Raw genomic sequence first — 18,128 nt, 5'->3', positions numbered from 1 at the left:
CGGGTGGAGCCGGTGGAGCCGGTGGAGCCGGTGGAGCCGGTGGAGCCGGTGGAGCCGGTGGAGCCGGTGGAGCCGGTGGAGCCGGTGGAGCCGGTGGAGCCGGTGGCCTGGGCGGGCCGGGGAATCGCCGCGGCCGCGACGGTGGCAGCGGAGGCCTTCGAGGTCGGGGCCGTGCCCGCTGCTGCGCCGCTTGGCGTCTGGCAGGCCGTCAGCGACAGGGTGGCGGCGACGGCGGCCAGGGCCGCCGCGGTGACGCGGCTGGTGTGTCGGTGGTGCATGAGGTCCCCCGGTTGTCGGTGGTGCGTGGTCAGGGCGACCGGCAGGGCGCCGGTGCTCAACGACCCAGACCGGGCGGCGGGACCCGGGGTTCCCCTGGGCGGCTGTTGTGACACGCCGGTGACGAAACGAGGGCCGGACGTGCACGGAAGGCCGCGAGGCGGCCTCGGCGTGGCGCGCGCCGGGCCGGCGGGGTCCGCGGCGAGGATGGCGCTCGGTACGGAGCCGACCGGGAGGCGGGTGTGCGGGTATGACGGTGAACCGTGTCGGCCTGGTCGTGCACGGCGGGCGCGCCGAGGCGGTGGCCGCCGCGCGGACGGTGCGCGCGTGGTGCGCCGAGCACGCGGTGGGGTGCCGGGACATCGACGTGTGGCAGGAGGGCGCCCGGCACAGCGCCCGCGAGGAGGTCGACAGCGCGGGCGACCCGGACCTCATCGTCACCCTGGGCGGCGACGGCACGTTCCTGCGCGGGGCCCGGCTGGCGGCCGAGAACGACGCCCTGGTGCTCGGCGTGGACCTCGGCCGGGTCGGCTTCCTCACGGAGGTGCCCGCCACGGGGGTGCGGGCCGCGCTGGACGCCGTACGGGAGGAACGGATCGGTATCGAGCGCCGGATGCTGCTCACCCTGCGGGCGTCGTGCCGGCTGGAGGTGCCCTCGCAGATGGAGGCACTGCTGCGGTACGGCCGCGGGCCGATGCTGCCCCCGCCGCGGGTGCGCACGGAGTGCGAGGCGGGCGGCGACTGGGGGGTCGCCCTGAACGTCACCGCGCTGAACGACGTGGTGCTGGAGAAACTGGCCCGGGACCGGCAGGTGTCGGTCGGGGTCTACCTGGCGGGCCGGCTCCTGGCCTACTACTCGGCCGACGCGCTGCTGGTGGCCACGCCCACGGGCTCGACGGCGTACAGCTTCGCCGCGGGCGGTCCGGTGGTCTCGCCCCGCGCGGAGGCCCTCGTGTTCACGCCGGTCGCCCCGCACATGGTGTTCAACCGCTCGGTGGTGGCCGCACCGGACGAGCCCATCGCGCTGCGCGTGCTGGAACGGTCGGGCCAGGCCGCGGTCAGCATCGACGGCCAGCTGCGCGGGGTGCTGAGCCCCGGCGACTGGATCGGCGTGTACGCCGCGCCGCGCCGGCTCAAGGCGGTACGGCTCGGTCCGACGGACTTCTACGGCCGGCTGCGCGAGCGCATGCACCTCACCGACGCTCCGGCCGCGCTCGCCGACGGGGAGGCCCCTCCGCTGTGGCCGGTGACCACACCGCCGCCGGGCGACCTGGCCCACCTGGCCCTGCCCCCGGCGCCGGGAGACACTCCCCCGCTGCCCTGACGCACCCGGATGGCCGTTCGGACCACGGGGCGCTGCGACACGGTGCGTGTGCTGTGTGGTCGTATATTCCGTAGCGTAGGCGTGGGCAAGCCCCACCGGAATAAGGAGATTTTGATGTCGTCCGTCGAGCTGAACACCAACTTCGGCCGGATCGTGCTGGAACTCAACGACGCCGAGGCGCCGAAGACCGTCGAGAACTTCCTGTCGTACGTGCGCAGCGGCCACTACGACGGCACGATTTTCCACCGGGTAATTAACGGCTTTATGATCCAGGGCGGCGGTTTCACCCCGGACATGGCCCAGAAGCCCACCCAGGCGCCCATCCAGAATGAGGCCGACAACGGGCTGAAGAACAACAACTACACCGTGGCGATGGCGCGGACGAACGACCCGCACTCCGCGACGGCGCAGTTCTTCATCAACGTATCGGACAACGCCTTCCTCAATTACTCGGCGAAGACCCCGACCGGCTGGGGCTACGCCGTGTTCGGCAGGGTCACCGAGGGCCAGGATGTCGTCGACTCCATCAAGGGGGTCAAGACGGGCAGCCGGGGCGGCCACCAGGACGTCCCGACGGAGCCCGTGGTCATCGAGTCCGCCAAGGTTCTCGGCTGACGCACGCCGCCGGGGCGGCACCGGTCCACCGGTGCCGCCCGCGCCGGCATCAGGCCGCCGCTCCGGCGCCGAGCCGCCGTAGCGTGGTCTCGATCCGGGACAGTACGGCCTGTTGCTGCGCCACCAGGTAGAAGTGGCCTCCCGGGTACACGTGGAGCTCGAACGGGCCGCCGGTCTCCTGGGACCAGGTCCGGGCCTCCTCGGGGGTCACGCGGGGGTCGGCGTCGCCCGTCAGCGCGACGAAGGGGCAGCTCAGCGGCGGCCCGGGGGTGCGCCGGTACGTCCCCACCGCGCGGTAGTCGGCGCGCAGCGCGGGCAGGATCATCCGCAGCATCTCCTCGTCCTGCAGCACGGCCGCGTGGGTGCCGTCGAGCTTGGTGACCTCCTCGATCAGCCGCGCGTCGTCGCCCTGGTGGACGTCCTCGACCTGCTCGACGGACGGGCCCCGGCGGCCGGAGACGAAGAACACCGCGGGCGGCCGGCCGGCGTCCTCCAGCAGCCGGGCCAGCTCGAAGCCGACCATGGCGCCCATGCTGTGTCCGAACAGGGCGAGCGGCGTGTCGTCCCGCTCGTCCAAGGCGCGGAACACGCCCTGCGCGAGTTCCTGGACCGAGTCCACCGGGGGTTCCGGGAGGCGGTCCTGGCGGCCGGGGTACTGCGCCGCAAGCACGTCCACCGCGGGCGACAGCTCCTTGGAGAAGGGGAAGTAGAAGCTCGCGGAGCCACCCGCGTGCGGCAGGCAGAGCAGCCGCGGCGCACCCGGTGTCGGCTGGTGGAAGCTGCGCAGCCACAAGCGGTGTTCTGCGCTGGACCGGTCGGCCATGTGTCCCCCTAGGTGAAACGTTCCGGACGTGCTCTGTGCGAAGGGTCTCGGTCTAGAAGGTAGTTGACGGCACCGGCGGGCCGGTGCCGGGCCGGTGTACCCCTCCGCTGCCCGTGACGGTTGACGCGCCCCGCCCCGCTACTTAGACTCCGAATCCAGAGATGGACAGCAAGTCGACGGAGGGTGGCGTGGACGACGCCGGCAGGGGCGAGGACGGCGCGGACGAGCACCTCATCCGGGAGGCCGAGAAGATCGCCGTCGCGCTGGGCCGCATGTTTCCCGGCCTGTGCGAGGTGGTGCTGCACGACCTGCGGGACCCCGACCACGCGATCCGCGCGATCGAGAACAACCTGTCGGGCCGTCAAGTAGGCGACTCCGCAACCGAGTTGGGCCTGGCCCGCATCGCCGACCCGCAGTACCCCAGCGTCATCCAGAACTATCCCAACCGCTTCCCCGACGGCCGCCCGGCGAAGTCCACGTCCATCGGCATCAAGAACGCCGCCGGGGAATACGTCGCGGCCCTGTGCCTGAACCTCGACGTGTCCGTCCTGTCCCCGGTGACCCTCGCGTTGTCCAACCTCGTCGCCACGGACACCGAGCACCGCGACCAGCCGCTGGAGACCCTGCGGGACCGCACCGCGCGCGAGCTGCGCCAGGCGGTCGAGGCCCGCGCCGCCGAGCGCGCCGCCACCCCCCGCTCCCTCAGCCGGGAGGACAAGAGGGCCCTCGTACGGCAGTTGCAGCGCGACGGCTACTTCGACTCGCGCGACGCCGCGCAGACCATCGCCGACCTGCTCGGCGTGTCCCGGGCCACGGTCTACAACTACGCGAAGTGAAGGGGCACTCGTCCATGTCCACCGCCGCCTCCCCCACCGCCCGGACGCTGGCCGACCCCGACACCCCGTTCGCCGTCGTCGACGTGCACCGGGCCCGTCGCAACATCGCCCGGCTGCGCACGAGGGCGGACCGGCTCGGGGTCGCGCTGCGCCCGCACGTGAAGACGGCCAAGAGCCTCGACGCCGCCGCCCTCCTGCACGACGGCGGCCCCGGCCCCGTCACCGTCTCCACCCTCGCCGAGGCCGAGGCGTTCGCCGACGCCGGTCACCGCGACATCACCTACGCCGTCGGCATCGACCCGCACAAACTTCCGCGCGTGGTCGCCCTGGTGCGGCGCGGTGTCACCCTGCGCGTCCTGCTGGACAGTACCGAGCAGGCGGCGTTCGTCGCCGCGGCCGTGCGGGAGGCGGGCGTCGCCCTCCCCGCGCTGATCGAGATCGACTGCGACGGCCACCGCGGCGGACTCGGGCCCGACGCCCCGGGGCTCCCCGGGATCGCCCGCGTCCTGCACGACGCGGGGTGCCTGGACGGCGTACTGACCCACGCGGGCGAGTCGTACTTCTGCCACACCGCCGAGGAGCGGCGCGAGGCGGCGCGGAACGAACGCGACGCCGCGGTCGCCGCCGCGGAACGGCTCCGCGCGGCCGGCCTGCCCGTGTCCACGGTCAGCGTGGGCTCCACCCCGACCGCCCACGCCGCCGACGACCTCACTGGAGTCACCGAACTCCGCGCCGGCAACTACGTCTTCTTCGACCTGGTGATGGCCGGCCTCGGCGTGTGCGACCTGGACGACCTCGCCCTGTCGGTGGTGGTCACCGTCATCGGCCACCGCCCCGAGTACGGCTGGATCGTCACCGACGGCGGCTGGATGGCCATGTCCCGCGACCGCGGCACCGCCGCCCAGCCGCAGGACCAGGGCTACGGCCTGGTCACCAACCTGAGCGGCACCCTGATCCCGGACCTGGTCATGACCGCCGCCAGCCAGGAGCACGGCACCCTCACCACCCGGAACGGCGCCGACCTGCCCGAGCTGCCCATCGGCACCCGCCTGCGCGTCCTGCCCAACCACGCCTGCGCCACCGCCGCCCAGCACCACGGCTACCACGTCGTCGACGGCACCCGGGACACGGCAGCGCCCGCGCCGGCGGTCGAGGCGTACTGGCCGCGCGTCACCGGCTGGTGACCCCCTCCCAGCCTCTTCCCCTGCCAAGGACACAGTGAGGACTCCCATGGCCGCCGCCCCCCTGCCCGTTTCGTTCGCCGACGTCCGCGAGGCCGCCGCCCGCCTCGACGGCATCGCCCACCGCACCCCGGTCCTCACCTCCCGCACCCTGGACTCCCTCGTCGGAGCGGAGGTGTTCATCAAGGCCGAGAACTTCCAGCGGATCGGGGCCTTCAAGTTCCGCGGCGCCTACAACGCCGCCGCCCAACTCCCCCCGGACCAGCTGGCGAAGGGCATCGCGGCCTACTCCTCCGGCAACCACGCCCAGGCCACCGCGCTCGCCGCCCGCGAACTGGGCACCACCGCCGTCATCCTGATGCCCGAGGACGCCCCGCGCTCCAAGCGGGAGGCGACCGCCGGGTACGGAGCGGAGATCGTCACCTACGACCGCTACACCCAGGACCGCACCGCGCTCGGCCACGCGCTGGCCGAGGACCGCGGCCTGGCCCTGATCCCGCCCTACGACCATCCCCACGTCATCGCCGGCCAGGGCACCGCGGCCCTGGAACTCCTGGAGGAGACCGGCCCGCTGGACGCCCTCCTGGTACCCGTGGGAGGCGGCGGGCTCATCGCCGGCAGCGCCACCGCCGCGACGGCGCTGCACCCCGGGATCCGCGTCATCGGTGTCGAACCGCAGGCCGGCGACGACACCAAGCGGTCCCTGGAGGCCGGGACGCGCGTCACCATCCCGGTCCCCCGCACCATCGCCGACGGCCAGGCCCTGCCCACGCCCGGCGAGATCACCTTCCCCGTCAACCAGCGCCTGGTGGACTCCATCGCCCTCGTCAGCGACGACGAGATCGTCACCGCGATGCGTTTCGCCTTCGAGCGGCTGAAGATCGTCCTGGAGCCCAGCGGGGCCACGCCCCTGGCCGCCCTGCTGGCCGGACGCGTCGGCAACCCGCCGCGGCGGATCGGCGTCATCGCGTCCGGCGGAAACATCGACGTCGACCGCTTCGCCGCGCTCACGAAGCGCCCGGACCAAGGGTGACGCGGGTGTAGTACTCGGTGCCCGGGATGCGGCCCCCGGGTCTCCGCCCGGAGACGCGCGAGGATCCCGGACAGCGCCCGCTCCCGCGCCACCTCGCTGCGATGCGCCGGCATCGCGGCCCACTTCCGGTCGCGCCACGGCCGTTCCACCGTGCCGGTGACGTGACGGCTGCGCGGCGACGCCGGGTACGACGCGGAGCCTGCCGGCGGCCGGGCCTGGCACGTGCGGTGTGACCTGCGGCATTGCAGGCGCAAGCGGGGAGCTCCCACGATGAGGCGGACGACGGGCGTCACGGAAGGCAGCTCCACATGGGTGATCATGTGCACGTGCGACTCAGCCAGGGGCTGAGCGTGTCGGAGGAAGGCGAACTGGTCGAGTACTCCCGCTGCCGCTGCGGTGCCACCTGGACCAAGGTGTACGACGCCGACGGCGGGGAGCCGGAGGACCCGAGCCGGTCCTGACTCCGCGCGGGGCCCGCCCTGCCGCTGCGCCTCACCCGGACGGTCGAACCGCCTTGAAGAGCGTCCCCGTGCCCGCTAGGCGCGGGGAAGACCGGGCGCCGGCACCGTTGCCACCCGGGGGCGAGGACGCTCCCGGCGGGCGATCTTGGCGCGGATCTCGCAGGATGATCGCGGTTGCCCCGCGGCAGGAGTACGGCCGGCCGGGCAGCCGTATCCTGCGCGGCTGAACGCCGCCCGACCTCCGCAGGGAGCAGCCCCCATGGCGATGACGCAGGCCTTGATACCGGCGCTCGAGGATGCCCAGCATGCCCATGCCGCAGCGCGCGACCGACTGCGGGCGGATGCGGAGACCGCACCGCCCGGCCCCCACCGGCAGATGCTGCAACGCCAGGCCGACGACATGCAGGACCAGCTCCGCAGCATCGAACTGCACCTCAGCGGTCTGCGGCCCCGCGGCCTGCTCGGCGGTGTGACCGACATGGCGCGCTTCGCCGCCCGCACCACGGTGAGGACGGCCACGCTCCCGTTGACCCTCGGGCAGAAGGCCGTGACGGGCCTGATGCGCGGCCGGGGGCCGGCCGACGAGCGGCAACTGCTGAGAAACACCGAGGACGAGTACGCCGCCGCGGCCCGGGCCCTCGCCACCACCCAGGCCGGCGAGGTCCTCGCCGACCAGGCCCAGGACCGCGTCACCCTCGACCTGTTTCTGGAGATGCGCCACCACGACCGGGAGCTGCTGGACCAGCTGGAGGACAGCCTCGCCCGGCAGGCCCGGGCCGTGGCCACCGCCGGCGACGGCTTCCGGGTGGAACAGACGGCGAGCGGCAGCCTCGCCCAACGGGCCACCCGCCCGCTGCTGGCCGTCGCCGACCGGCTGCGCCACGCGGCGCGCCCCGGACAGCGCCCCGGGGGAGCCGAGGAGCCGGCGGGAGAGAGGACCGAAGTGACCGCCGCGGCCGAGCAGGTCCAAGGAGCGGTGAGCAGTGAGGAGAGCCTGCCCATCGTCGGTTTCAGCCAGCTCAGCGTGGAGGAGATCGAGCGGCGCCTGCCCACGCTGTCCGAGTCCGACCTGCAAGTCCTCCAGGGCTACGAGCGCACGCACGCCCAGCGCAGGGGTGTCCTGGAGGCCATCGAACGGCTGAGCGCCCACCCGTACTGACCGACCGAGCCGCTCGGTGATCACGGTGTCCGCGTCGTCGCCGTACGCCGGCCTGCATTCCCCTGCCGCAGCTGTGCCGCGAGCGCCTGCGGGTCGCGGACGGACAGCGCGAGGCGGGTGTACGGGCTCTGCCAGGGGTGGAAGTCGACGATCAGGGCGGGCCGGCCCGCCCTCAGCGCGACGAGGTCGCGGCCCTTGGCGTGCACCAGCTCACCGGCACACCACCGCCCCGGACGGAAACAGGGGTGCCGGCCCGGCGCGCCGATTCGCAACGCCCGCCACCAGGACGGCTCGACCCGCACCCCCGACAGGGCGTCGAGCGGCACCTTCACGGTCCGCCGCCGCGCGGCCACGGCCATGCGCCAAGGCAGGCGGACCAGGAGTTGACGACCGTGGACAGACGCCCGTACCGGCACGCCCCTCACCTCCTAGTCGAGCTGCTGTCACGTCATCTCCCTCCCCAGCCCATCTCCGTGTACAACCGCCCGGCGCCGATGCCGCCGATGGCGGCCCGGGTGTAGGGAACGACCGGGTCCGGCAGGGCGTCCGGTGGCCACCACCGCCAGGCGAGGCACTTGTCGGGCTCACGCACCTCCGGGGTGCCCTGCCAGCGGCGGACGCGGAACACCAGCTGCATGCGCGGCGCCGAGCCGGGACCGTCGAGGAGGTGCACGGCGTGCACGTACTCCGCGTCGGCCGGGTCGATGACCAGCCCCGCCTCCTCGTGGGCCTCCCGGACCAGGCACCCGAGGGCCGGTTCCCGCTCGCAGTGCCCCGCGAGGAAGTGCCAGGTCCGGCCGGCGTAGGCGGAGTCCGGATGCCGCAGCCCGAGCAGGACCCGGCCCTCCTCGTCCTCCAGGTACAGGTGCACCCCGATCACGTGCTGCGCGGCCTCTGGCCGCCGGGCCTCGTGCGGCGCCGCCGGGCGGGGCGTTCGCCGGTTCTCCGACATCACCGTGCTCCCCCTCTCATCGGACGGCACCGTATCCGGGGAGGACCGCATCCCGGGAGGTTCTGACGGGCGTCCACCGCGGCATGGTGCAGGCAGCGGTGCGGCCGGTCGACCACCGCCTGCCCTCGGTGTCGTGCCCTCGTGCCCGGGTACCCGGGCCTTTCTGGACGCAGAGGCCGAAGCGACCGACAGGAGACCGAGAGGAATCGGAGGGCCGTAACCATGCCTGCCCGGGCTCGATCCGCCGTGGCGGATCCCCGAGAAAGCCGTCGAGCCGCCGCCCGCGCCGCGCGCCCGCGCAGCCGGGTCCCGGAGACCGGCGAAGATCCTGATCTGCTGGGCCAGTATCTGGCCCAGATCGGCGCGACCCCGCTGCTCACCGCCGAGGACGAGGTGCTGTTGGCCCGGCGCATCGAGGCCGGAGTGCACGCCGCCGAGGAGCTGGAGCGGGCCGACGCCGGCGAGCGGCGCCTGGCGCCGCGGCGGCGCCGGGAACTGGAGGCGGCCGTACGGGACGGCTGGCACGCCAAGGACCACATGATCCGGGCCAATCTGCGGCTGGTGGTGTCGATCGCCAAGCGGCACGCGCACCGGGGGGTGCCCCTGCTGGACGTGATCCAGGAGGGCAACCTCGGGCTGATACGGGCGGTGGAGAAGTTCGACCACTCCAAGGGCTTCAAGTTCTCCACGTACGCCACCTGGTGGATCCGCCAGGCGATCGAACGGGGCCTGGCCCAGCACGCGCGTACCGTGCGGCTGCCCATGCACGTCGTGGAGGAGCTGCAGAAGCTCGCGAAGGCCGAACGGCGGCTGCAGCTGCGCCTCGGCCGTCAGCCGGCGGTCGAGGAGGCCGCCCGGGAGAGCGGCTTCGACGAGGGCCGGGTGGCGTGGCTGCGCCGGGTGGGCCGGCAGACCCTGAGCCTCGACACGCCTGTGGACGACACCGGCGAGACCGTCGTCGGCGATCTCATCCCCGCCGCCGACGTGCTGCAGGCTCCCGAGGTGGCCGAGTACCGGGCGCTCGCCGAGGACCTGAGGGACGCGCTGGGCCTGCTGGCACCCCGCGAGGCCATGATCCTCAGTCTGCGCTACGGGCTGCACGACGGGCAGCCGCGCACGTTGCAGCAGGTGGCCGACCAGGTCGGGCTGACCCGGGAACGCGTCCGCCAGCTGGAGCGGGAGTCGCTCAGCCGGCTGCGGGCGCCCGAGACCGGGGAGCGCCTGCTGGAGTGGGCCGGCTGACGGTCGGTACACGGCGGGCACGGCCGCGGTCCGGTCGTGGTCTCGGCCCGCTTCGCGTGTCGTATGCCCCGGCCCGCGTCGGGTGTCGTATCCCGCGGTCCGTCGGGTACTCCGGGAGCATGTCCGGTATCGAACTCAGCAGCGCCGCATTCAGCGATCACAGCATGATCCCGCGCCGCCACGCCCATGACGCGGACAACGTCTCCCCGCCGCTCACCTGGTCCGGCGTGCCGGAGGAGGCGGCCGAGCTGGTCCTGCTGTGCGAGGACCCGGACGCGCCGTCCGGGACCTTCCTGCACTGGCTCGTCACCGGTATCGACCCACGGGCCGGGGGCCTGGACGCGGGCGGGACGCCGCCGGGCGGCCAGGCGCATCGCAACGGCTTCGGGGAACGGGGCTGGGGCGGCCCGCAGCCCCCGGTCGGCGACGACGCGCACCGGTACGTCTTCCGGCTGTACGCCCTCCCCGCACCGGTCTCGCTCCCGGACCGGGCGAGCGCGGAGGAGGCCCACGCCGTGCTCGACCGGCAGCAGCTGGCCAGCGGCACCGTCGTCGGGCTGTACCGGCGCTGACGTGGTTCCGGGCCGGTCAGGGCTCGGCACGGGCCACGAGGAGGGCGACGTCGTCGTCGCCACCGGGGGGCCGGAGCGTCTCCAGCACCCGGTCGCACGTCTCCCTCAGATCCTGGGCGGCCGTCGCGGTCAGGGCCTCCAGGAGGGTGCCGAGGCGGGCGTCGATCGGGTCGCTGCGGGTCTCGACCAGGCCGTCGGTGTAGAGAGCGAGTTGGTCACCGGGGCGGAAGGGGAAGACCGTCGTCTCGAACGCCGTCCCGCCGACCCCCAGCGGCACTCCGGACGGCAGGTCGAGCAGCTCCGCGGGCCGGCCGGACCGCAGGAGGGCCGGGGGCAGATGGCCGGCGAGGCTGATACGGCACTCCCCGCGCTCGGGGTCGTACCGGCAGTAGGCGCAGGTGGCGATGGTGTGCTCGACGTCCTCGGTCAGGCGGTCGAGGTGCCGGAGCACCTCCGCCGGGTCGAGATCGAGCTCGGCGAACGCGCGGGTGGCGCTGCGCAGCTGCCCCATGCTGGCGGCGGCGTTGATACCGCTGCCCATCACGTCCCCGACGACCAGAGCGGTCTTGTCGCCGGGCAGGCGCATGGCGTCGAACCAGTCACCGCCGATCTCGCTGACGGCTCCGGCCGGCAGGTAGCGGCAGGCGATCGCCAGGCCGGGCAGGCGGGACGGCAGCTGCGGCAGCAGCCGGCGCTGGAGGGTGAGGGCGGTGTTGCGCACGCTCTGGTACCAGCGGGCGTTGTCGATGCAGGTCGCGGCCCGGCTGGCCAGCTCGCAGGCGAGGAGCGTGTCGTCCTCGTCGAAGGAGGCGGGCGTGCCGGTGCGGATGAGGCTGAGGGCTCCCAGGACCTCGCCGCGGGCCAGGAGCGGCACCGCGAGGTAGGAGTGCACCCCCGCCTGTTCCAGGGGGGCGGCCTCGCCGGTGCGGGCGATGCGCCGCAGGTCCTCGCCGGTGGTCTCGGCCACCAGGACCGGTCGGCGGGTGCGCACACACCGGGTGAGCAGCCGGTCGCTCTCGTAGCGGGCCAGTTCTCCGGGCGGGTCGGCGACGTCGGCGGCCTCCGTGGCCTGTGCCGCGGCGACGGCGGCGACGCGGAAGCGGGCGGGGCCGGCGACCGACGGGGTCCGTCCGTGCAGGAGGCTTTCGAGCACGTGGACGGAGGCGAGGTCGGCCAGGTCCGGTACGACGACACCGGCCAGCTCGCGTGCCGTCTGCTCCACGTCGAGGGTCGTACCGATGGAGGCGGAGGCGGAGGCGATCATGGCCAGCCGGTTCCGGGCCTGTGTCGCCGAGATGGTGGCCTCGTGCCGCTCCGTGATGTCGATGACGGACGTGGCCACTCCCAGCACCCGGCCGGCGGCGTCCTCCAGCCGGTGGTACGACACGGACCAGGCGTGATCGCGCTGCGGATCGGAGGCGGGGCGGCCGACGACGTATTGGTCGGTCACCGGCTCCCCGGTCTCCAGGACCCGGCGCAGCCTGTTCTCGATGGCCTCGCCGTCCAGGAAGGTCAGGACCTCGCGGACCCGCCGGCCGCGATGGTCGGCGGCGGACATGCCGTGGATCCGCTCCAGCGCCGGGTTGACGTTCAGGTAGCGCAGGTCGGTGTCCAGGATGGCCAGGCCGATCGGGGACTGGGTGACCAGGCGTGCCGACAGGGCGACGCCCCGCTCGACCTGGGCCAGCATCGCCTGGTCCACGGCCAGTCCCAGGGCGTAGGTGTCGCCGAGGTCGTCGAGCAGGCGCATGTTGCGGAACTCGACCAGCCGGGTGCTGCCGTTCTTGTGCCGGACCGGAAAGGCGCCGGCCCAGTCGGTGCCGGACTCCAGGACCTCGGCGAACAGCGCGATCACCTCGTCCCGGTGCTCCTCGTGGACCAGCAGCTGCGCCGCGAACTGGCCCAGCGCCTCCTCGGCGGTGTAGCCGAACAGCTCGACCGCCTGGGGGCTCCAGAACACCACGCGCCCGCTCGTGTCCAGCACCACCGCGGCCACGCTGAGCAGATCGAGCAGGCCGGTGGGCGACGAGCCGGCACCGGCCAGGGGGCGTCCCCGGCCGGGTCGCGAGGTGTCCGTGCTGCCCATGCCCGTGCTCCTCTCCCACTCGGTGGGAGCGCGCGCCGCGTCGGCGGCCTACTGCCTGCCTTCTTCCTACCTTCTACATAGTCACCGCGTTCGAGTCGACGTGCCTCGCGGCGACCGGCACGAGTGGGACGGGGCCGCTCGTCACAGCCCCGGAGCGCGCCCGGCCACGTCACCTCCGGGGTCGTCCGCCAGCACCACCGAGGCGGTGGTCCGCTTGCCGACCGGTTCCCGGTGCACCTCGAAGCCCTGGCAGACGGCCATCACGATCTCGAGGCCGTGCTGCCCCACCCGGCCCGGATCGGCGGCCCTGGCCACCGGCAGTGTCGGCGCGCCGTCCCAGACCGTGATGTCGACGCTGCCGCCGGAGAGCTCCAGATCGACCAGGCACGGCCCGGGCGCGTGCTTGCAGGCGTTCGTCACCAGCTCGCTGACCACCAGCTGGACCACATCCATCGCCCGGTCCGACACCGGCAGACCGTGATCGGCCTGGACCCGGGTCAGGAAGTCCCGCGCCAGGTCACGGGCCTCGGCGATGTCGGTGGGACCGCCCTCGTACGCGGCCGACACCATGACGGGCGCCGCCTGGTCGGACCGCGGCTCCCCGCTGCGGGCAACCTCGTCCATACCCACCGCCCTTTGCCTGAGCGCCTGATGCCTACCCGGCGTGTACCCAGAAACCGGCGCGGTCCCGATGGGAACGGGTGGGCGAGGGGGGCGGGGTGCGGTCGTCATCGGTCTGCCCGGGCGGCGCGGGGCCGGCACGCGAGCCCCGTCTTCGGTGGTGGATCGGCCCCCGTGCCGGGCATGATGCGGGAACGAGGCGGGCGCACGGCGGGGGGCCGATGGGCAGCGAGGTACGGCGGGACGAGGGCGGTGCCGGGGCGGCGGAGCGGCAGAGGGAGCTGGCCGAAGTCCTCGACGAGGTCCACCGGTTGTGGCACACCGCCACCGGGGAGGAACTCGCCGGGGCGTGGGGCCCGGTACTCGACCGACTGGGCCGCGTCGAGGCCGCGTTGGCGGAGCACGGGGAGGACTTCTGCCTCGTCTTCGTCGTCCGGGGCCTTGTGCTCGGCATGCGCTGCCACAGCAGGAGGGAGCACGCGCCGTCCGACTCCGATTCCGCGGACCGGGCGGAGGCGCTGCGGCGCCTGCGGTGGACGGATCGCCATGCGCCGACGGCCGACCAGCTGGCCGTGCACGCCCGCGTGATTTTGGTCTTCCTGCTCGTGCCCTGGGCCGTGCCCCGCGCCGACGGCGCCCCCACCGTGCTGCGGGACGCGCTGCTCACCGCGGGTCACAAGGAAGAGCTGCTGACCGAGTCGTTGCGCCGGGATCTCGAAGAGGCCCAGGAGGTCGTCGGCCGGATCGCCGCGGCCCCGCTCGACGCGAGGTTCCGGCAGCAGACCGCGAACGTCAAACGGGTCATCGAGCGGATGCTGGCCCCCGGTGCGGACTGGGCGGATCCGTCGGCCGATACGCAGGCGCCGGCCCCCGAGGCGGGGGCCACGGACACGTCCGCGTCCGGGCAGGACGGTGATGACCCGGACGACCCGGAGGAGGCACTGCTCGACGCCGTCCGCGGCCTGGTGACCCTGGCCGGCGCCCGCAGCACGGCGCAGTTCACCCGCATCCTGGTCTGGCTGGGCGCAGGGCTGGGGTCTGCGGCCGGACGACCTCACCACAGCGTGCTGGAGCAGGACGCACAGGCCGCGGCACTGCTGCACCGGGCCGCCGCCGGCAGCGCGGCCGGGACCGACGGCGTACGCCGCGCCGCCGGCCTGATGCTGCGGACGCTCCACACCCTGCCGCCGGACGCACCGCAACGGGCCCGGGTCGCCAGGCTCCACGCCCACCTGCTGGTCACGCTGGAACTCCTGGACAAGGGATCGGCCGACTTCAGCCTGGCGGAGCGGCCGGCGCCGGATGCGGCCGACGACAGCGGCAACCGTCTGGACGACTGGCCGCTCGGTCTGGCCCTGGAGCCCGGTCTGGCCGCTCACCTCGACGGCGGTGCACGGGACTTCGCTCTGCAGATCGGCGTGTACGAGCGGCGCCACGTGGCCCGCATCGACCGGCTGCTGGCCTACCGGACCGGTGACACCGGCTACTTGGACGACGCGGCCGCCCTGCTCAGGGAGGCGATCGACGCGAGCCCGCCCGACTCCTGGTGGGTCGTGGCCCTGCGGGTGGACCTGGCCGAGATCCTGGAGCAGGCCGCCCTGCACGGCGGCAGCTTCCATGACGCGGACGGCTCCCTGGCCACCCTGCGGGAGCTGGGCGCGCGACTGCGCCACGACGGCTCGCTGCCGCCCGACGCGCCGTTCACCCTGGAGCTCCTCCTCTCCACCGCGGACCTCGAACTGAGCCACGCGAAGCGCACCGGTGACCACGCGGCCCTGCCGCCACTGATCGAGGAGCTGCGCGCCCGGCACACCGCTCTGCCTGCGGAGAGCACATGGCGCGGCGAGCTGGCGCGGCGGCTGGACGAGCTGGAGCAGCTGGGCGCGGACGGGCGGCAGGCCTCCCGCGGCGAGGCGCCCGAGGCGCTGGACGTCGCCGCCGAGCTGGCGGACCTCAGGCGCACGGTCGAGCAGGTGCACCGTGAACTTCAGGCGCCCGTGGTGTACCAGCAGCAGGAGTACGACCGGCGTGCCCTGCTCGGCCTGCGGCTGTTCCTCTCCGTCCAACGCGGCCTGAACGACCCGGTACTGCTGGACGGCGCCATCGCCCAGCTGACCCGCGCCCGCACGCTGCTCGCCGAGGGCAGGGGCGAACACCGCCGGGTGGACGTCCTGACGAAGCTGGCCGAGGCCCACGTGATGCGCGCCGCCACGCGGCGGGGGCCGCACGCCGGAGCGGACGAGCGGGCGTTCCTCGAGGTCACCCGCGAGGCATTGGACGAGCTGGCCGCCGACGTCCTGCTCCAGACCGGGGCCGACCACGGCCTGTCCGCCGCCCTCAACGGTGACGTGCTGGCGGAGCGGCTGGCGTGGGCCGCCCTCATCCGGCGCCGGCCGGCCGACGCGGTCGCCGACCTGGAGAAGGGGCGTGGCCTGGTGCACCAGGCCGCCGTCGCGTCGCGCGGCATCCCCCGACTCCTCGACGCGGCAGGCCATCCCGGGCTGGCCCGGCGGTGGCGGGCGCACGTTCGCGCCGGCCCGCCGCGTCCGGAGGCCGGCGACGCGGCGGGCCGGCCGGCCGGCAGTCCGCCGGTCCCCAGTGCCCTGCGGCGGGAGGCACTCGCCGTGCTCGGCGTCCGTGCCCGCCCCGGGCGGGGCCGGGGCACCCGGCAGATGGCCGGCACGGCGGACGTGGCCGCGCTCACCGAGGGCCTCGCCGCCTCGGGCACCGACGCGTTGGTCTATCTCGTGCCCGGCGTGCCCCTGCCCACGGGTTCGTTCCCCGGCCACGCGCTGATCCTGCGTCCCGGCACCGCACCCGCCATGCTGCCGCTGCCGGAACTGATCCGGCCCGGCAGCGAACCGCTGGAGCGGTACCTCGACGCCGCGGCGCGTCGTTCCCGGGCACTCGCCGATCCGCGCATGCACGTGACCTGGCAGTCCGCCTACGACGGGCACTGGCAGGTCGTGCTGCGCGAGCTGTGCGACTGGGCGTGGCCTGCCGTGATGGAGCCGGTGCTCTCGGCGGTGCGCACGCTGCCGTCCGCGCAGGGGCCGCCGGACCGGCCGCCGCGGCTCGTGCTGGTGCCCTGCGGACGGCTCGGCGTCGTACCGTGGCACGCCGCACGGACCGACCGTGCCGACGGGCAGGGCCACCGGTACGCCTGCGAGGAGGCCGTCATCAGCTACGCCCCCTCCGGCACGCAGTTCCTCGCCGCGGCCGGCCGGCGCCGGATGTCCCCCGCCGACGGGCCGCAGGTGCTCGTCGCGGACCCCGAACTGACCCTCCCCTGGGCCGAGGTGGAGGCGGAGGCGCTGCGGGCCGCGTGCTATCCCGGGGCGCTGCGCTACGGCGAGTTCCTCGGCACCGAGGAGGAACCGGACGCCGCGGGCACACCGGCGGAACTGCTCGCGGTGCTGCCCGGCGGCACGTCGCCGGCGTCCGTGGTCCACCTGGCCTGTCACGCCCGGGCCGCGCCACGGCCCACGGACTCCGCGCTGCGGCTGGCCGGCGCTCCCCGAGCGGACGAGGAGACCGGCCGGCTCACCGTGGCGGGCATCCTGGACGGTGCCGCCGACGTCCCACCGGACAGCGCCGGCCCGCTGGTGGTGCTGAGCGCCTGCGAGACCGATGTGAGCACCCGTGACCACGACGAGGCGCTGACCCTCGCGACCGCGCTCGTCACGAGCGGTGCCGCGGACGTCGTGGGGTCGCGGTGGGCGGTGCGGGACGGTCCGACCGCCGTGATGATGGCCGTCTTCCACCACCACCTCACGGCCGGCGGGCTGGCCCCGCCGGACGCCCTGCGTGCCGCGCAGTTGTGGATGCTCGACCCCCACCGCAGTCTCCCGTTCCCGCTGGACGGCCCGCTCCGGCACGAGGCGACCCGTTCCGACCTGCACCACGTCCATCACTGGGCCGCCTTCACCCACCAGGGCAACCCTGCGCCCTCGGGCCGGGGGACGGGTCCCCGACAGCAGCGCCACGGGTGAACGTGCGCCCCCGAACCCGACCGGATCACCGCTGGAGGATGCAGTGGACCGCAAGCCCCGACGCCCTGTGCACCGCGCACCGGCCGCCGCCGTCGCCGCCGTGCTCGCCGTCGCCGCCGCTCTCGGAGTGGCGGCGACGAGAGCCACCGCGGCGGACCGGACGGGCGGCACGGGACCGGACGCCGCGCGCGTGCCGTTGCGCGTGGCCACCTACAACATCCATGCCGGAGCCGGCCAGGACAACGTCTTCGACCTCGACCGCACGGCGGCGGCGATCCGGGACCTCGACGCCGACGTGGTGGGCCTGGAGGAGGTCGACGTGCACTGGGGCGCCCGGAGCGACTTCACCGACGAGGCCCGGGAGTTGGCCGACCGGCTGCGCATGCGGGTCTTCTTCGCGCCGATCTACGACCTCCCTCCGGCCACTCCGGGCGGGGAGCGCCGGCAGTACGGCGTCGCGGTGCTGAGCCGCTTCCCGGTGCGCGGCGCCTGGAACCACGAGATCACCCGGCTGTCCACCCAGACACCCGATCCGGTGCCGGCCCCCACGCCGGGCTTCGCCGAGGTGAAGGTCAGGGTCCGGGGCATCTCCGTGCACGTGTACGCGACCCACCTGGACTACCGTGCGGACCCCTCGGTCCGGCGGGCCCAGGTCGACGACATGCTGGCGGTCCTGGCCGAGGACCGCGGCCCGAAGGTCCTCCTCGGCGACTTCAACGCCGAGCCGGGCTCCCCCGAACTGGCCCGGCTGTGGGGGCCGTTGACCGACGCCGCCCCGGACGGCGGCAAGACCTACCCGGCGCTCGACCCGGTCAGGCGGATCGACCTCGTGACCGTCTCCCCGGACGTGACCGTCACCGGCGCGTACGAGTCCGGGACGACGGCCTCCGACCACCGCCCGGTGGTCGCCGACCTCCTGCTGCGCCGCCGGGGCCGCTGACCGCACCGACGGAAA

The 18,128-nt window shown here is 74.2% G+C and carries 16 protein-coding genes and 1 pseudogene; 11 read left to right on the top strand and 6 right to left on the bottom strand.

Going from position 1 to position 18,128, the window contains the following annotated elements; genetic code table 11:
* Positions 1 to 278: pseudogene (locus tag ACIP4Y_RS13805) on the bottom strand (DUF4232 domain-containing protein); the annotation flags it as partial.
* Between the two features lie 248 nt (positions 279 to 526).
* Between ACIP4Y_RS13805 and ACIP4Y_RS13800 the strand changes: the two are divergent.
* Positions 527 to 1,600, top strand: a complete 1,074-nt coding sequence (locus ACIP4Y_RS13800; protein ID WP_401392122.1) for an NAD(+)/NADH kinase — start codon at positions 527 to 529, stop codon at positions 1,598 to 1,600.
* A gap of 114 nt (positions 1,601 to 1,714) precedes the next feature.
* Entirely contained in the window at positions 1,715 to 2,215 is a 501-nt protein-coding gene (locus tag ACIP4Y_RS13795; protein ID WP_401392119.1) for a peptidylprolyl isomerase, read from the top strand.
* A gap of 49 nt (positions 2,216 to 2,264) precedes the next feature.
* Here the strand turns inward: ACIP4Y_RS13795 and ACIP4Y_RS13790 are convergent, their stop codons facing one another.
* Positions 2,265 to 3,038 (bottom strand): thioesterase II family protein, encoded by a 774-nt coding sequence (locus ACIP4Y_RS13790; RefSeq protein ID WP_401392116.1) that lies wholly within the window; start codon positions 3,036 to 3,038, stop codon positions 2,265 to 2,267.
* 161 nt (positions 3,039 to 3,199) lie between these two features.
* On the opposite strand from ACIP4Y_RS13790, the gene ACIP4Y_RS13785 reads away from it, so the two are divergent.
* The 5 genes from ACIP4Y_RS13785 (at position 3,200) to ACIP4Y_RS13765 (ending at position 7,708) form a co-directional block, all read left to right on the top strand.
* Entirely contained in the window at positions 3,200 to 3,874 is a 675-nt protein-coding gene (locus ACIP4Y_RS13785; RefSeq protein ID WP_401392113.1) for a transcriptional regulator, read from the top strand.
* A gap of 14 nt (positions 3,875 to 3,888) precedes the next feature.
* A complete protein-coding gene (locus tag ACIP4Y_RS13780) occupies positions 3,889 to 5,058 on the top strand; it encodes a DSD1 family PLP-dependent enzyme (RefSeq protein WP_401392110.1) in 1,170 nt (389 codons plus the stop codon).
* A 46-nt stretch (positions 5,059 to 5,104) separates the two neighbouring features.
* Entirely contained in the window at positions 5,105 to 6,088 is a 984-nt protein-coding gene (locus ACIP4Y_RS13775; RefSeq protein ID WP_401392107.1) for a threo-3-hydroxy-L-aspartate ammonia-lyase, read from the top strand.
* Between the two features lie 326 nt (positions 6,089 to 6,414).
* The gene (locus ACIP4Y_RS13770; RefSeq protein WP_358636749.1) at positions 6,415 to 6,549 is read left to right on the top strand and encodes a hypothetical protein; all 135 of its coding nucleotides are present in this window, start codon (positions 6,415 to 6,417) and stop codon (positions 6,547 to 6,549) included.
* A 259-nt stretch (positions 6,550 to 6,808) separates the two neighbouring features.
* Positions 6,809 to 7,708, top strand: coding sequence for a hypothetical protein (locus ACIP4Y_RS13765; RefSeq protein ID WP_401392104.1), 900 nt, complete (start codon positions 6,809 to 6,811; stop codon positions 7,706 to 7,708).
* A 20-nt stretch (positions 7,709 to 7,728) separates the two neighbouring features.
* Here the strand turns inward: ACIP4Y_RS13765 and ACIP4Y_RS13760 are convergent, their stop codons facing one another.
* Together ACIP4Y_RS13760 and ACIP4Y_RS13755 are read right to left on the bottom strand one after the other, a co-directional pair.
* A complete protein-coding gene (locus ACIP4Y_RS13760; protein ID WP_358636752.1) occupies positions 7,729 to 8,067 on the bottom strand; it encodes a hypothetical protein in 339 nt (112 codons plus the stop codon).
* A gap of 89 nt (positions 8,068 to 8,156) precedes the next feature.
* Positions 8,157 to 8,660 (bottom strand): NUDIX domain-containing protein, encoded by a 504-nt coding sequence (locus ACIP4Y_RS13755; protein WP_401392101.1) that lies wholly within the window; start codon positions 8,658 to 8,660, stop codon positions 8,157 to 8,159.
* A 222-nt stretch (positions 8,661 to 8,882) separates the two neighbouring features.
* Between ACIP4Y_RS13755 and ACIP4Y_RS13750 the strand changes: the two genes are divergently transcribed.
* Together ACIP4Y_RS13750 and ACIP4Y_RS13745 are read left to right on the top strand one after the other, a co-directional pair.
* Positions 8,883 to 9,902: an RNA polymerase sigma factor RpoD/SigA gene (locus ACIP4Y_RS13750; RefSeq protein ID WP_401392098.1), complete on the top strand. Its 1,020-nt coding sequence runs from the start codon at positions 8,883 to 8,885 to the stop codon at positions 9,900 to 9,902.
* A 119-nt stretch (positions 9,903 to 10,021) separates the two neighbouring features.
* Positions 10,022 to 10,474 (top strand): YbhB/YbcL family Raf kinase inhibitor-like protein, encoded by a 453-nt coding sequence (locus tag ACIP4Y_RS13745; RefSeq protein ID WP_358636758.1) that lies wholly within the window; start codon positions 10,022 to 10,024, stop codon positions 10,472 to 10,474.
* 16 nt (positions 10,475 to 10,490) lie between these two features.
* Here ACIP4Y_RS13745 and ACIP4Y_RS13740 read toward each other — a convergent pair whose 3' ends face one another.
* Together ACIP4Y_RS13740 and ACIP4Y_RS13735 are read right to left on the bottom strand one after the other, a co-directional pair.
* Positions 10,491 to 12,560 (bottom strand): SpoIIE family protein phosphatase, encoded by a 2,070-nt coding sequence (locus ACIP4Y_RS13740; RefSeq protein WP_401392095.1) that lies wholly within the window; start codon positions 12,558 to 12,560, stop codon positions 10,491 to 10,493.
* A 141-nt stretch (positions 12,561 to 12,701) separates the two neighbouring features.
* The gene (locus ACIP4Y_RS13735) at positions 12,702 to 13,184 is read right to left on the bottom strand and encodes an ATP-binding protein (RefSeq protein ID WP_401392092.1); all 483 of its coding nucleotides are present in this window, start codon (positions 13,182 to 13,184) and stop codon (positions 12,702 to 12,704) included.
* 218 nt (positions 13,185 to 13,402) lie between these two features.
* On the opposite strand from ACIP4Y_RS13735, the gene ACIP4Y_RS13730 reads away from it, so the two are divergent.
* Complete coding sequence (locus ACIP4Y_RS13730) at positions 13,403 to 17,173, top strand: CHAT domain-containing protein (RefSeq protein ID WP_401392089.1); 3,771 nt, start codon at positions 13,403 to 13,405, stop codon at positions 17,171 to 17,173.
* Positions 17,174 to 17,216: 43 nt separating this feature from the next.
* The gene (locus ACIP4Y_RS13725) at positions 17,217 to 18,113 is read left to right on the top strand and encodes an endonuclease/exonuclease/phosphatase family protein (RefSeq protein ID WP_401392086.1); all 897 of its coding nucleotides are present in this window, start codon (positions 17,217 to 17,219) and stop codon (positions 18,111 to 18,113) included.
* Positions 18,114 to 18,128 lie beyond the last annotated feature (15 nt).

The organism is Streptomyces sp. NPDC088810 (assembly GCF_044750305.1).
Lineage (GTDB): Bacteria > Actinomycetota > Actinomycetes > Streptomycetales > Streptomycetaceae > Streptomyces.
This window is presented reverse-complemented; position numbering and strand designations above follow the sequence as displayed.

Excerpts from the sequence above, each read along its gene's own strand:
- ACIP4Y_RS13800 (WP_401392122.1), top strand. The coding sequence starts at position 527 with ATGACGGTGAACCGTGTCGGCCTGGTCGTGCACGGCGGGCGCGCCGAG.
- ACIP4Y_RS13795 (WP_401392119.1), top strand. The coding sequence starts at position 1,715 with ATGTCGTCCGTCGAGCTGAACACCAACTTCGGCCGGATCGTGCTGGAA.
- ACIP4Y_RS13790 (WP_401392116.1), bottom strand. The coding sequence starts at position 3,038 with ATGGCCGACCGGTCCAGCGCAGAACACCGCTTGTGGCTGCGCAGCTTC.
- ACIP4Y_RS13785 (WP_401392113.1), top strand. The coding sequence starts at position 3,200 with ATGGACAGCAAGTCGACGGAGGGTGGCGTGGACGACGCCGGCAGGGGC.
- ACIP4Y_RS13780 (WP_401392110.1), top strand. The coding sequence starts at position 3,889 with ATGTCCACCGCCGCCTCCCCCACCGCCCGGACGCTGGCCGACCCCGAC.
- ACIP4Y_RS13775 (WP_401392107.1), top strand. The coding sequence starts at position 5,105 with ATGGCCGCCGCCCCCCTGCCCGTTTCGTTCGCCGACGTCCGCGAGGCC.
- ACIP4Y_RS13765 (WP_401392104.1), top strand. The coding sequence starts at position 6,809 with ATGGCGATGACGCAGGCCTTGATACCGGCGCTCGAGGATGCCCAGCAT.
- ACIP4Y_RS13760 (WP_358636752.1), bottom strand. The coding sequence starts at position 8,067 with ATGGCCGTGGCCGCGCGGCGGCGGACCGTGAAGGTGCCGCTCGACGCC.
- ACIP4Y_RS13755 (WP_401392101.1), bottom strand. The coding sequence starts at position 8,660 with ATGTCGGAGAACCGGCGAACGCCCCGCCCGGCGGCGCCGCACGAGGCC.
- ACIP4Y_RS13750 (WP_401392098.1), top strand. The coding sequence starts at position 8,883 with ATGCCTGCCCGGGCTCGATCCGCCGTGGCGGATCCCCGAGAAAGCCGT.
- ACIP4Y_RS13745 (WP_358636758.1), top strand. The coding sequence starts at position 10,022 with ATGTCCGGTATCGAACTCAGCAGCGCCGCATTCAGCGATCACAGCATG.
- ACIP4Y_RS13740 (WP_401392095.1), bottom strand. The coding sequence starts at position 12,560 with ATGGGCAGCACGGACACCTCGCGACCCGGCCGGGGACGCCCCCTGGCC.
- ACIP4Y_RS13735 (WP_401392092.1), bottom strand. The coding sequence starts at position 13,184 with ATGGACGAGGTTGCCCGCAGCGGGGAGCCGCGGTCCGACCAGGCGGCG.
- ACIP4Y_RS13730 (WP_401392089.1), top strand. The coding sequence starts at position 13,403 with ATGGGCAGCGAGGTACGGCGGGACGAGGGCGGTGCCGGGGCGGCGGAG.